Origin of the sequence: Cohaesibacter celericrescens (assembly GCF_002866925.1) — a bacterium.
Lineage (GTDB): Bacteria > Pseudomonadota > Alphaproteobacteria > Rhizobiales > Cohaesibacteraceae > Cohaesibacter > Cohaesibacter celericrescens.
Genome location: NZ_PKUQ01000031.1, coordinates 362,517 through 376,818, shown reverse-complemented (window position 1 = coordinate 376,818; position 14,302 = coordinate 362,517). Strand labels below are relative to the sequence as shown.

Below are 14,302 nucleotides of genomic sequence, written 5' to 3'. Positions count from 1 at the left end.
TTTGTATCGTCTAGGTCAGCCGGTTACTCGGCGAACGCATCATCAAGGAAGGCCTGCAATTGAGCAAGATGCTTGCTCATGAGGCCGGTAGCGGTTGCAGCGGAAGCAGGACGGCCCACGTAGGAAGGCCGTTTGATCTTCGCCTCAATCTGGTTCAGCACCCATTCCATATAAGGCTCAATGAAGAACCAGGCACCCTGGTTTTTCGGCTCTTCCTGACACCAAACCATGTCTGCCTGCTTAAAGCGCGACAGTTCTTTGATCAGTGTTTTGGCAGGGAATGGATAAAGCTGTTCGATGCGCATCAAATAGACATCATTGATGCCGCGCTTCTCACGCTCTTCATACAGATCGTAATAGACTTTACCAGTACACAGAATGACACGACGGATCTTGTCATCCGATGCCAGCTTGATTTCCTGCTTCGGGCGGATCTCTGCATCATCCCACAAAACACGGTGGAATGTACTGCCAGCACCCAGTTCGGCTAAATTGGAAACCGCACGCTTGTGACGCAACAGGCTTTTGGGTGTCATCAAAATAAGTGGTTTACGGAATGACCGCTTCACTTGACGCCGCAGAATGTGGAAATAGTTAGCAGGTGTGGTGCAGTTTGCTACCTGAATATTGTCTTCCGCGCAGGACTGTAAGAAGCGCTCAAGTCGTGCAGAACTATGTTCAGGGCCCTGGCCTTCATAACCATGAGGCAACAGAACGGTCAGAGCAGATGCGCGCAACCATTTTCGTTCGCCCGACGTCAGGAATTGGTCAAACACCACCTGCGCGCCATTGGCAAAGTCACCGAACTGGCCTTCCCACAAGGTCAAACCATTCGGTTCAGCCAGCGTATAGCCATATTCAAAGCCAAGCACAGCTTCTTCGGACAACATAGAGTTGATCACTTCATAACGCTCTTGCCCATCGGCAATATGGTTGAGCGGAATGTAGCGACTTTCGTCCTGTTGATCATACAGCACCGTGTGACGCTGGGAGAAAGTCCCACGTTCACAATCCTGTCCGGACAAACGAACCGGATGCCCTTCTTTGACCAACGATCCAAAGGCCAGAGATTCAGCCGTTGCCCAATCGATACCGTCACCGGTTTCCATCATTGTTGCGCGGTTGGTCAGGAACCGTTTGATCGTACGATGCACATTGAAGTCTTCCGGAATGCCTGTCAGCTTGGCGCCAATGGCCCGCAAGTCTTCCACTTCAACACCGGTATCTCCGGACCGACGATCATCCTCGGCACTGGCAGTCGTAAGGCCAGCCCATTTGCCATCGAACCAATCGGCTTTGTTCGGCGAGAAAGACTGCCCAGCTTCGAACTCTTCGTCCAGGACTTTGCGCACATCCGCACGCATGCCTTCGAGATCTTCAGCCGTGATCACCCCGTCCGCAATCAGCTTGTCTGCGTAAAGCTGCAGGCTGGTTGGATGCTGACGGATCTGCTTATACATCAACGGCTGGGTAAACGCAGGCTCATCACCCTCATTGTGCCCAAACCGGCGATAACAGAACATGTCGATAACGACGGGTTTGCCAAACAATTGACGGAACTCCGTCGCGATCTTGGCGGCAAACACCACAGATTCGGGGTCATCCCCGTTACAATGCAAAATTGGTGCTTCGATCATCTTGGCCAGATCGGAAGGATAGGGCGAAGAGCGCGAAAAACGCGGATTGGTCGTAAAGCCAATCTGGTTGTTGATAATAAAGTGGATCGATCCACCAGTTTTATGGCCACGCAGGCCCGAAAGCCCCAAACATTCAGCGACAACACCTTGCCCTGCAAAGGCTGCATCTCCGTGCAACAACAACGGCAGCACCGTTGTGCGGCCCACTTCGGTGGTATCGATAAAGGGCCCGTCACCGGCGGCAATCTGATCTTGCTTGGCGCGCGCTTTGCCCAAAACAACCGGATTGACGATCTCAAGGTGAGAGGGGTTGGCAGTCAGTGACAAATGCACATTGTTATCATCGAACGAGCGATCCGAAGATGCGCCCAAATGATATTTCACATCGCCCGATCCTTCCACATCATCAGGGGTATAAGACCCGCCTTTGAATTCGTGGAAAATGGCGCGATGCGGCTTGCCCATCACTTGGCTAAGCACATTCAAACGACCACGGTGGGCCATACCGAGCACAATCTCTTGCACCCCCATAGCACCGCCACGTTTGATGATTTGCTCCAGTGCAGGGATCAGCGCTTCACCACCATCAAGGCCAAACCGCTTGGTGCCAGTGTATTTAAGATCAAGAAACTTCTCAAAGCCTTCAGCTTCGACAAGTTTGTAGAGAATGGCTTTTTTACCCTCATGGGTAAATTCAATATGCTTGTCCGGCCCTTCGATGCGCTCCTGAATCCAGCTTTTTTCGGCCGGATCGGAAATATGCATAAACTCGACACCCAACGTCGAACAATAAGTCCGCCGCAGAATTTCGAGCATTTCGGGAATGGTTGCAAATTCAAGGCCCAACACATGGTCAATGAAAATCTTGCGGCTATAGTCCGCCTCGGTGAAGCCGTATGAGGTCGGATGCAATTCTTCGTGATCTTGCCGCTCCGCGATCTTGAGCGGGTCAAGATCGGCATGAAAATGGCCGCGCATACGATAGGCGCGAATCATCATCAGGGCCCGAACCGAGTCGCGAGTCGCCTGTTGCACCGCTTCATCGCTGAGCTCAACACCTTGCGATTGAGCCTTGCCTTTCAGCTTTGCGCTAAGCGCCTGCTCGTCAACACCAAAGTCTCCCAACGCAGAAACCATGTCACCAGACGCAGGAAGCGGCCAATCAGCCCGGCCCCACGAGGCGCCACGGGCGCTTGCAAGAACATCACCCTGATTATCATGTAAATCCCTGAAGAAGACTTGCCATTCTTCTTTTACCGACCCGGGATTTTGCTGATAACGGGCATAAAGATCTTCAATATAGGACGCATTACCACCATACAAAAAGGAAGATAACGCGAACGCTTCATTTGCATCCTGACGTGCCATCGCCACCATAGCCGAACCTTCGTCCGGCACTCTTTCTCGTCGCCGGCACCATTGCCGGAGGAAGGGGAAAGCCGCGAGGTAAAGTTCGGACTTTACCTCGCGGCAGTGTCATAGTGTCGCGCTTTTATTTACCGCTGAGCAAGTCAACCAAAGTGGTACCCAAGCTCGCCGGGGATGGAGAAACGCGAATTCCTGCGTTTTCCATAGCTGCGATTTTGTCTTCGGCACCGCCTTTACCGCCAGAAATCACGGCACCCGCATGACCCATTGTACGGCCAGGAGGCGCAGTCCGACCAGCAATAAAGCCAACCATTGGTTTTTTACGGCCCTTGGCAGCTTGTTCTTTGAGCCACTCAGCCGCTTCTTCTTCAGCAGAACCACCGATTTCACCAATCATAATGATTGATTCCGTTTCAGGGTCATCTAGGAACATATCAAGCACATCAATAAATTCCGTACCCTTGACCGGATCGCCACCAATACCGACAGCCGTGGATTGCCCCAAACCTTCGTTGGTGGTCTGGAACACAGCTTCATAGGTCAAAGTACCCGACCGGGAGACAATGCCGACAGAACCCTTTTTGAAAATTGAACCGGGCATAATACCGATTTTACATTCATCAGGGGTCATAACACCGGGGCAGTTGGGGCCCAGCAGGCGAGAGTTTGACGTCTCAAGGCGACGTTTCACTTTCACCATATCAACAACCGGAATACCTTCGGTGATGCAAACGATGAAAGGAATGTCAGCCTCAATCGCTTCGATGATTGCCGCACCAGCCCCTGCAGGCGGCACATAAACAACCGAAGCATTGGCACCAGTGGCCGCTTTCGCTTCCTTTACGGTGGCAAAGATCGGCAGCTGAGCAGCGCTTTCAACACCGCTGGTCCAGGTTTCGCCACCCTTTTTAGGATGAACACCAGCAACCATCTGTGTGCCGAAATAGTCAAGAGCCTGTTCCGTATGGAAGGTGCCGGTTTTGCCGGTCAGGCCCTGAACGATGATTTTGGTATCTTTGTCTACAAGAATGGACATCGAATTACGCCCCCTTCACAGCAGCAACAATTTTCTGCGCTGCGTCGTTCAGATCATCGGCAGGGATCACGTTGAGATCACTCTCATCAATGAGCTTCTTGCCTTCTTCAACACGCGTACCTTCGAGGCGCACCACAAGAGGCACGCTAAGGCCGACTTCTTTAACAGCGGACAAAACACCCTGCGCAATGATGTCGCAACGCATGATGCCGCCAAAGATGTTGACCAGAATGCCTTTGACGTTTGGATCTGACGTTATGATCTTAAACGCCGCGGTCACTTTCTCTGTGGTCGCACCGCCACCCACATCAAGGAAGTTGGCAGGCTCTGCACCATAAAGCTTGATGATGTCCATCGTCGCCATCGCAAGACCTGCACCGTTCACCATGCACCCAATATTGCCATCGAGCGCCACATAAGCCAGATCATATTTGGAGGCTTCGATCTCTTTGCCGTCTTCTTCCGTCAAATCACGAAGCTTCATGATGTCGGCGTGACGGAACAAAGCGTTGCCATCGAAAGACATTTTGGCATCAAGCACACGCAAACGGCCATTTTCCATGACAATCAACGGGTTGATCTCAAGCAGAGCCATGTCCTTCTCAACGAAAGCCTTGTAGAGAAGAGGGAACAAATGAATGCCATCATCGCGGGCCGCATCGGCGAGACCAAGCGCATCACAAATCTGACGCGCGTCATCAACCGTCACACCCTTATCAGGATCAATAGGTACCGTCAGGATTTTCTCAGGCGTTTCTTCGGCAACCGCCTCGATGTCCATGCCCCCTTCGGTCGACACCACAAAGGCCACACGGCCACAGGTGCGATCGACAAGCAAGGACAAATACAATTCGCGATCGATGTCAGCGCCATCTTCAATATACAGGCGGTTGACCTGCTTGCCAGCGTCGCTGGTTTGCTTGGTCACGAGGGTTGCGCCCAGCATCTGCTTGGCATTTGCGACCACATCGTCTTTTGAGAAAGCAAGGCGTACACCACCCTTTTCTCCGGCACTGGCTTCTTTGAAGCTGCCTTTACCACGGCCACCAGCGTGGATCTGGGATTTGACCACCCAAAGCGGGCCGCCTAATTTGTCTGCGGCACTGGCGGCTTCTTCAGCAGAAAAAATAGCGATACCGTCTGCGACGGGTGCGCCATATTCCTTCAGAAGGGCCTTTGCCTGATACTCATGAATATTCATGGGAGCTCCCCTTATATCCAGACCGACCCGAGACCCGTAAATGAGCAGCCCCGATCGCCAGTGTGGTCTTTATCAATAATCGCAGATCGCGCACCCTGCCGGACGGCCAATTTATGCCGGCAGGGTGCAAATCAACGAAGCTTAGTCAGCCAGATCTGGAGAAATACGCTGACAAGCCTCAATCAGGCCTTTCACCGCATCGATAGAATGATCGAACTGAGCCTGCTCATCCTTATCCAGTTCAATTTCAACAATGCGCTCAATGCCGCCTGCACCGATCACGGTTGGAACACCGCAATACATGCCTTCAACATTATACTCGCCAGAAAGGTAAGCCGCACAAGGCAACACGCGTTTTTTGTCTTTCAGATAGGATTCAGCCATCGCAATAGCGGATGTTGCTGGCGCATAAAAAGCAGAACCAGTTTTCAAAAGCTTGACGATTTCAGCACCACCATCACGGGTACGCTGAACGATTTCGTCCAGACGATCCTGTTCGATCCAGCCCATTTTAACCAGATCGGTCAAAGGAACACCAGCAACTGTGGAATAGCGTGTCAACGGCACCATGGTATCGCCATGACCACCCAACACAAATGCAGTCACGTCTTGAACGGACACATCGAATTCGTCAGCAAGGAAATGACGGAAGCGAGCGGAGTCAAGCACACCAGCCATACCGACAACCTTGTTGGTAGGCAGGCCAGAGAATTTCTGCAAAGCCCAAACCATCGCATCAAGTGGGTTAGTGATGCAGATTACAAAGGCGTCTGGAGCATATTTACCAATGCCCGCGCCAACTTGCTGCATAACTTTGAGGTTGATTTCAACCAGATCATCGCGGCTCATGCCAGGCTTGCGAGGAATACCCGCTGTCACGATGACAACATCCGCACCAGCAATGGATTCATAAGACTGGGTGCCAGAAAATTTGGCATCGAAACCGTCTACCGGAGACGACTCCGCGATATCGAGAGCTTTACCTTCAGGGGTGCCCTCAGCAATGTCAAAAAGGACGACATCGCCCAATTCATACAATCCAGCCAAGTGCGCCAATGTGCCACCAATTTGACCCGCGCCGATCAGAGCTATTTTATTCCGCGCCATATCAGGTATTTCCCTTAACGTAAGGTTCTCCCAGAAAACTGGGAATGGATGGGTGTGAGTACCGCGAATCCCTTGTCTTTTCAAGTCACAGAAAGTTTTAAATCCAGATAAAAGACCAGACTTTTGACTGACTTACCGCTAACGTCAGGGTCACTACGCACTCTCCCTATGCGACAAATAGTCGCTGGACTGCATTTCAATTAAACGCGACGTTGTTCTCGCAAACTCGAAAGCCTCGGTTCCATTATCATCCCCATACAAATCAAAGGGTGACGCTGCGGCAGTTGCTATCAGTCTGATTTGATTATCGTATAAAGCATCAATGAGAATAATGAAGCGCTTGGCTTCATTGCGATTGGCCCGCCCCATCGCGGGAATATCTTCCAGAAATATCGTGTGATACAGCCCGCAAAGCCGTAAATAGTCCGACGCCCCCAACGGCTTGGCGCAAAGATCGACAAATGAGAATCGCGCAAAGCCATGATAGGCCTGCGGCACGTGAATACTGCGCCCCTGATTGACCACCGCATCGCTTGGTGCGCAAGGACCGTCGATTAAAATCTCCCACATATTCTGAAAGCGTCTCGCTGTATCGTCATTATGCGGATGCAAATACACCAATTCGCCACCCAATTTCTCCATCCGAAAATCAGTTCTGGAATCCAGCTCAATCACATCACACTGGTGCTGAAGCAAATCAAGGAAGGGCAGAAATAGCTGCCGATTGAGACCATCCTTATAGAGAAGGCGCGGTTCTACATTCGATGTTGCTACCATTATCACGCCATGTTCGAACAAGCGTGTAAACAAGCGCCCCAAGAGCATAGCATCAGCAATATCAGAGACGGAGAATTCATCGAAACACAGCAGTTGCAACTCTTGCGCCAAATCATCGGCAACCGGCTTAATCGGATCATCTCCTTTGATCCGCCCGGATTTGATATCCGATCGCGCGACCTTGATGCGTTCATGCATGTCGCGCATAAATTCATGGAAATGGAAGCGCCCCTTGCGACGCACAGGCACGGCATCAAAAAACAAGTCCATCACCATGGTCTTGCCACGCCCCACAGCGCCCCAGACGTAAAGCCCCTTAACAGTCTCAGGCGGCTGTCGGCGCGCAAACAACCAACCCAACGAAGACGTCTTACGCGACAGTCTCTTTTCACTGATGGCCACAAGCAAGTCGTCAAACCGCAAGGCCAAGGCCCGCTGCTCTTCGTCACGGTCAATCTCGCCGTGCTCGACCTTGTTATCATAGAGGCCGGAAACAGTATGGACGCCAAACTCGCTACCCAATTACTTGTCCTTTTCAAGATCAAAATATCGGATAAACCGATTGCAAATTAGTCAAATGCCCGATTTGGCTTTGACGCCATAGACCACGAAAACTCAGATGACTCTATAACAAAATAGCGCGCCATAAGACGCGCCATCAGTCATGTCGATAATTTCAGGGACCCAAGCGATCACGCACTCACCGGAAGAAAGACACTGCGCGCCCGTCTTGATCGGCCTGACCGTCAAATCGCGCAGGTGAGGTCGAGAAAAGCCGTGCAATTGTCGTCGTTCCATCTTCAGCCAACAACACAACCTGCTTGCCATCCAGACGCCATGCATTGATCCGCTGCAAATCCGGAGAGACGCAGCCGCGTGTGGAAGCACGATAACCACCAGTCCAGTTGGTGAGATTGATATTGAGTTTGCACTGTTCGGCACCCGACGCCAGCGTCCATGCACCCAAAACATCTGTGCGACTAAGCGCACGGGCTGTCGACGGTGCGGCAACATTCACTGGTGTCTGAGATAAATCGTTAAATTCGGCTTCAGCGCCCATCGCATTGTTAATCGGCTGATTGGACTGAGACAGTTGGCCGGACTGATCACCCAAGACCAGCGGGCTAAGGCCTTGGCTCTCGACCGGTGTTGTTGGTGCAGGGGGCAGTGAAGCCGCACTGTTACTACCAAATCGATCAAATCCAGCAGTCGAACATCCAACAAGCAAAAAGCTCAAGCACCCTAGTGCGCAATAGCGAATCATAACACTCTCCTTACGACACCCAACTCAACGGTCGAGTCTCTTACTTCTATTATCAAGGAGATAATGGTTATTATGCGGTAAATGATAGCAAAATAACCTAAGATTTGTTGAGGATAACGGTGTTACCGTCTTTATTCACACCCACCCAGACGTTGGAGCCACGCGATGTCAGCTTGACGATCTCGTCCCCCATATGGTCCCTAAGCACCAATCGACTGTTGTATGCAACCCAGCTGTCAAGCATAAACAGGCTCGTCGGACAAGCAGACGCGCCAGAAGCCTTGTAGCCATACTCAACGCTCACATCTTCCAGCACCAGTTCACAACGATCCGAAATTCCCAACAAGGTTCCGACCTGCTTTACTTTGCTGCGTGTACTCGTTGTAGCCAATGTCCAGCGCCCCACAAATGGCTTTAGACTGCTGCGTTCAGTGCTAATGACAGGCCTGTTCAAGACTTCATTCGCATAGGCTTGCTGAATCTCCGCACGAATATCTTCTGCGGATTCATCAGGCGCTTCAACTGCTAGCATTTTCTGATCAGACTGAGAAAATTTCTCAGGCATTGAATCAGACTCCAAAGAAGCGTCCCTTGCTGAGGCAACCAAGCTGGGTAGTGGAGGCAAGGTGTTAGACACGACAGGGGCAGACGCCACACTGGGCCGCGATGGCACCATATTGCTCGACACCGCGCATCCGCCCAAAGCAAGGGCGCCAGTCAAAACAACAAAAATATATGAATGCCTATTCACTTAAAGTCCTCAGCCGTCCTCAGCCCCGTTACCGCCGAAGGAGATTCAACGAATCGAGCACCGCAATCCTCTTGATCGTGGCCCACCGATTCCACGCCTGGTGGTGGCGCGTGCGAATGCGAACCAATCCCCTCAATCCAGTGATAACAGGGGATTCTGTGAAGCGCAAAATTATTTTTGGTTTAAATTCTGAATTATTTTCAAAGCGCTTAATAGTTTATGCCACAGGCAGGACGATTCAAACCGCATCAAAACAAAAAACCCTCCGAATGAACAATCCGGAGGGTCTAATTTAAGAGTTTAGATCAGGCAGCTTACTTGCTTGCAACAGAACGTCCGGCAGAACCCAAATCATTCATTGCTTCTTGCAAACGCGCAATCATGCCCTCTTCACCGGCACGCAGCCATTTACGAGGATCATAGAATTTTTTGTATGGAGTGGCGTCTTCTGGATCGACCTGATGCTGGAAGGCAATCGGTTTTTCCATGACTTTAGCGCCAACAGACTCAGCAAAAGCGAACTGGATATCTGTATCGAGGTTCATTTTGAACACACCATAACCAACAGCTTCGGTGATCTGGTCTTTACGAGAACCAGAACCACCGTGGAATACGAGGCTCAGAGGCTTGTCAGCCAGATTGCGTTCTTTGGCAACCATTTCCTGTGAGTGCTTCAGAATCTCAGGACGCAGCTTGACGTTACCCGGCGCATAAACACCATGCACGTTGCCGAAAGAAGCAGCCACAGTGAAGTGACCGATCTTGGACAGAACGTCATAGGCATAAAGCACATCAGAAGGCTGGGTGTAGAGACTTGGATTCTCAGCGTCGCCTTCTTCCAGCTCTTTACCGATACCGTCTTCTTCACCGCCGGTGACACCCAGTTCGATTTCCAGGCTCATACCCATAGGCGCCATGCGCTCAAGATATTTCGCACAGGTCTGAACGTTGTCTTCCAGAGATTCTTCGGACAAATCGATCATGTGAGAAGTGTAAAGCGGACGACCGGTTTCTTTGAAATGCTTTTCACCAGCTTCGATCAAGCCGTCAACCCAAGGCAGAAGTTTGCGGTTGCAGTGGTCGGTATGCAGAACAGCGCAAATGCCATATTCTTCAGCCAGCAATTGCACATGCTGAGCGATGGAAATAGACCCCAAAACTCGAGCACGCATTGGATCAGGAGCGCCTTGCCCTGCATAGAACTGGGCGCCACCATTTGACATCTGAATAATGATATCAGACTTGGCTTTGGCTGCGGCTTCCATAACCGCATTCAGGCTGTTGGTGCCGGTGACATTTACTGCCGGTAGCGCATAGCCACCTTCTTTGCAGGCATCCAAGAGCTGCAAATATTCATCGCCTGTGACGACGCCGGGGCGCAGTTTGATTCCGCTCACGCTGATCTCTCCTGTGTAACTTCGAGATGGGTATAGTCTTGTTATCGAAATAGAACATTCCCCCCCTCTCGTCCAGTTATTTGCAGCGAAAGAAGGGCTAGACATCGGATTTTAGAGGTTTTCGGCCGCTTTTATAGCAGTTAAGAAGAATAAATCATTGATCACCGTCATTGCCAGCCATTCCGCGACCATTGTGCTTCATGCGATGGCAGCGCAACGCGGCAAACACACAAACGGGGCCAAAAACCCACGCTGCAACGCTGACAAAAAATCGCTTAGGCTGCTTGGTTGTTTGGTAATTTTCCGGTCGCCATCGCACGATCAACAGCCATCTTAACATCCGCAAAACACGCTCGAAATGCGCGCCTTCGACCGTTTTGTTCAATCCGGTCCTGTGCCGGTTCAATAGTCAAATGCGTGACGGGTGGGAGATGCGGAAACATCGGCAATTTGTAAGCATTGATCATGGGTTTGAACCCCACAATCAAGTCAATTCTGGGCGAATAGGCCTGTAGAAAAACGTCGATAGGCTTGGGGCAAAAATCATCCGGTGCGATTCCCTCCTCACGCAACACATCAAACACATGAGGATCCAATTCCAGCGTTGGAGAGAATCCGGCACTGAATGCGCGCGCCTCGGTCATGAGCCCATTATTAAAATAAGCTTCAGCAAGAATACTGCGACCATTGTTCGTTTCGTCCACAAACAGAATATTTGTCTGCAGCATGGTAGCCTCCCGTGTCATTTTTCGCTTAAGCCGCGAATTATCTGATGTTTCCTACAGACGCATGACAATTCCCCCAAATTGTCATGCAGAGCAAAACGCCAGTTCTTTAAACAGCGATTTGCAATCAAACTACGAGCAGCAAGTGGGCAACAATTGGGACAATTTCAAGGCGCAAAGGACGGAACCGCACCCAAACCCCGCAAGCCAACGAATAGGCTGTTCACAACAAAAAACCGCCTCCCAGCATAACGCCGGGAGGCGGTTCAAACGCAAAACACAAAGTCAGGTGAAAACGCGCCTAGATTGCGCGTTGTACCAACATTTTTTTGATTTCTGCAATTGCCTTGGCAGGGTTCAGACCCTTAGGGCAAACCTTGGTGCAGTTCATGATGGTGTGACAACGATAAGCGCCATAGACATGATCAAGCTGATCCAGACGTTCACCGGTATATTCATCACGACTGTCAATCAACCAACGATAGGCCTGCAACAACGCAGCTGGGCCCATATAACGCTCGCCATTCCACCAATAAGACGGGCAGGACGTCGAACAACAGGCACATAGAATACACTCATAAAGACCATCCAGTTTGGCACGGTCTTCGCGAGACTGCAGCCATTCTGTATCGGGTGCAGGGGTGTCTGTTTTCAAATATGGTTCGATCGAGGCATGCTGGGCATAAAAATTATTCATGTCCGGCACGAGATCCTTGACCACTTTCATATGAGGCAGTGGATAGACTTTAACTGTCTTGGATTTGCATTCATCCATACCGAAGGTACATGCCAATGTATTGGCACCATCGATATTCATGGCGCAAGAACCACAAATGCCCTCACGACAGGACCGGCGCAAAGTCAGGGTCGCGTCGACCTTATCCTTGATGTAAAGCAGACCATCCAGGACCATTGGGCCACAGTCATCACGATCGACAAAATAGGTGTCGATCTGTGGGTTTTTGCCGTCTTCAGGATTCCATCGATAGATGCGGAATTCGGTCAAGTTGGACGCGCCTTCGGGCTTCGGCCAAGTCTTGCCTTCCTTAATCACTGAGTTTTTCGGCAGCGCAAGTTCAACCATCTTTTCGCTCCGTATTGTTCGGTTCTCGCCCAGCCGCATCATTGGCGGATCAGGGCTGCATATTCGAAAAGGCCGGACAGCCTAAGCTGTCCGACATTAAGGGCTGTTAGTAGACACGGGCTTTCGGCGCGATCTTCGCAAGATCAATCCCGCCTTCTTCCTCGGTCGTCAATGGATCCAGGACAACCGGGCGATAGTCTAGGCGACAGTCGCCATCTTCATTCACCCATGCCAGAGTATGCTTGCGCCACTCTTCATCGTTACGGCCGCTGAACGCACCATCTTTATAGTCTTCACGGGAATGGGCCCCACGGCTTTCCTTGCGAGCTTCTGCGCCAACAACAGTCGGGATCGCATTAGCCATCAAGTTCTGCAGCTCCAATGTTTCCATCAGATCGGAGTTCCAGACCAGTGACCGGTCGGTCACTTTCAGGTCGTTCATTTCACCCCAGATTGCCTTCATCTCGGTGCAACCTTGTGCCAATGTTTCCTGTGTACGGAAGACGGCAGCGTTATTCTGCATGCTCTTCTGCATCTTCAGGCGAATATCGGCGGTTGGGGTAGACCCGTCAGCAAAGCGAATCTTGTCAAAGTTGGCCATGATTTTGTCAAAGCAACCAAGATTCGGTGTCGGCATCGCTGAATCACGATCGATGATCGTACCGGCCTTGATCGCCGCTGCGCGGCCAAAGACCACAAGGTCAATCAGGGAGTTAGACCCGAGACGGTTTGCACCATGCACAGAGGCACAGGCTGCTTCACCAACAGCCATCAGGCCCGGCGCAATCGCGTTCGGATCTTCAGCAGTCGGATTCAACACTTCACCCCAATAGTTGGTTGGAATACCACCCATATTATAGTGAACCGTCGGCAACACCGGAATTGGCTCCTTGGTCACATCCACACCAGCAAAGATATGCGCTGATTCGGAAATGCCCGGCAGGCGTTCTGCCAACATTTCAGGATCAAGATGATCCAGATGCAGGAAGATATGATCCTTGTTTGGACCAACACCACGGCCTTCGCGGATTTCGATGGTCATACAACGAGACACCACATCGCGAGACGCAAGGTCTTTGGCGCTCGGAGCATAACGTTCCATAAAGCGCTCGCCTTCAGAGTTGACCAGATAGCCACCCTCGCCGCGAACACCTTCAGTGATCAGACAGCCAGCGCCATAAATGCCGGTTGGATGGAACTGAACAAACTCCATGTCCTGCAAAGGCAGACCTGCACGAGCAACCATGGCATTGCCATCACCGGTGATGGTGTGGGCCGAGGTTGCAGAGAAGTAAGTGCGTCCATAACCACCTGTCGCCAAAACAACCATTTTGGCGTTGAAACGGTGAATGGTGCCGTCATCAAGATTCCATGCCACAACGCCTTCACAAACGCCCTCATCGGACATCAGCAAATCAAGGCCGAAATACTCAATGTAGAATTCCGCGTTGTTGCGGATGGACTGACCATACAATGTATGCAGGATCGCGTGACCGGTACGGTCAGCCGCGGCACAGGTACGCTGCACAGCAGGACCTTCACCATAATTCTGCATATGACCGCCGAACGGCCGCTGGTAGATCTTGCCTTCTTCTGTGCGTGAGAATGGAACACCGTAATGCTCAAGTTCATACACAGCCTTGGGTGCTTCGCGTGCAAGATATTCCATTGCATCGGTATCGCCGAGCCAGTCAGAACCCTTGACGGTGTCATACATATGCCACTGCCAGCTATCTGGGCCCATATTCTGCAGCGACGCCGCGATGCCACCCTGTGCCGCAACAGTGTGCGAACGGGTTGGGAACACTTTGGTCACACATGCGGTGCGCAGACCCTGCTCTGCCATACCAAGTGTGGCGCGCAAACCTGCACCACCGGCACCGACAACAACAACGTCATGATAATGGTCGACAACCGTGTAGTCGCGGCCATTGATACTATAGGTATTTGCCATC

General features: G+C 51.4%; 11 protein-coding genes. All 11 read right to left on the bottom strand.

The window, feature by feature from the left end; genetic code table 11:
* Positions 1 to 23: 23 nt before the first annotated feature.
* Positions 24 to 3,005, bottom strand: coding sequence for a 2-oxoglutarate dehydrogenase E1 component (locus C0081_RS16080; RefSeq protein WP_101534943.1), 2,982 nt, complete (start codon positions 3,003 to 3,005; stop codon positions 24 to 26).
* A gap of 124 nt (positions 3,006 to 3,129) precedes the next feature.
* Complete coding sequence (sucD, locus tag C0081_RS16075; RefSeq protein ID WP_101534832.1) at positions 3,130 to 4,041, bottom strand: succinate--CoA ligase subunit alpha; 912 nt, start codon at positions 4,039 to 4,041, stop codon at positions 3,130 to 3,132.
* Positions 4,042 to 4,045: 4 nt separating this feature from the next.
* Positions 4,046 to 5,242, bottom strand: a complete 1,197-nt coding sequence (gene sucC, locus C0081_RS16070) for an ADP-forming succinate--CoA ligase subunit beta (protein WP_101534831.1) — start codon at positions 5,240 to 5,242, stop codon at positions 4,046 to 4,048.
* Positions 5,243 to 5,383: 141 nt separating this feature from the next.
* A complete protein-coding gene (gene mdh, locus C0081_RS16065) occupies positions 5,384 to 6,349 on the bottom strand; it encodes a malate dehydrogenase (protein ID WP_101534830.1) in 966 nt (321 codons plus the stop codon).
* A 153-nt stretch (positions 6,350 to 6,502) separates the two neighbouring features.
* Complete coding sequence (gene zapE / locus C0081_RS16060; RefSeq protein WP_101534829.1) at positions 6,503 to 7,648, bottom strand: cell division protein ZapE; 1,146 nt, start codon at positions 7,646 to 7,648, stop codon at positions 6,503 to 6,505.
* A 178-nt stretch (positions 7,649 to 7,826) separates the two neighbouring features.
* Entirely contained in the window at positions 7,827 to 8,390 is a 564-nt protein-coding gene (locus C0081_RS16055; RefSeq protein ID WP_101534828.1) for an AprI/Inh family metalloprotease inhibitor, read from the bottom strand.
* 97 nt (positions 8,391 to 8,487) lie between these two features.
* Positions 8,488 to 8,955 carry an AprI/Inh family metalloprotease inhibitor gene (locus tag C0081_RS16050; RefSeq protein WP_180966926.1) on the bottom strand — a complete coding sequence of 156 codons (468 nt, stop codon included), beginning with the start codon at positions 8,953 to 8,955 and terminating at the stop codon, positions 8,488 to 8,490.
* 500 nt (positions 8,956 to 9,455) lie between these two features.
* On the bottom strand, positions 9,456 to 10,538 hold the full coding sequence (fbaA, locus tag C0081_RS16045; RefSeq protein ID WP_210200529.1) for a class II fructose-bisphosphate aldolase: 1,083 nt from the start codon (positions 10,536 to 10,538) through the stop codon (positions 9,456 to 9,458).
* Positions 10,539 to 10,813: 275 nt separating this feature from the next.
* The gene (locus C0081_RS16040) at positions 10,814 to 11,266 is read right to left on the bottom strand and encodes an arsenate-mycothiol transferase ArsC (protein WP_180966925.1); all 453 of its coding nucleotides are present in this window, start codon (positions 11,264 to 11,266) and stop codon (positions 10,814 to 10,816) included.
* A 298-nt stretch (positions 11,267 to 11,564) separates the two neighbouring features.
* Positions 11,565 to 12,347, bottom strand: coding sequence for a succinate dehydrogenase iron-sulfur subunit (locus tag C0081_RS16035; protein WP_101534824.1), 783 nt, complete (start codon positions 12,345 to 12,347; stop codon positions 11,565 to 11,567).
* A gap of 106 nt (positions 12,348 to 12,453) precedes the next feature.
* Positions 12,454 to 14,301 carry a succinate dehydrogenase flavoprotein subunit gene (sdhA, locus tag C0081_RS16030; RefSeq protein ID WP_101534823.1) on the bottom strand — a complete coding sequence of 616 codons (1,848 nt, stop codon included), beginning with the start codon at positions 14,299 to 14,301 and terminating at the stop codon, positions 12,454 to 12,456.
* Position 14,302 lies beyond the last annotated feature (1 nt).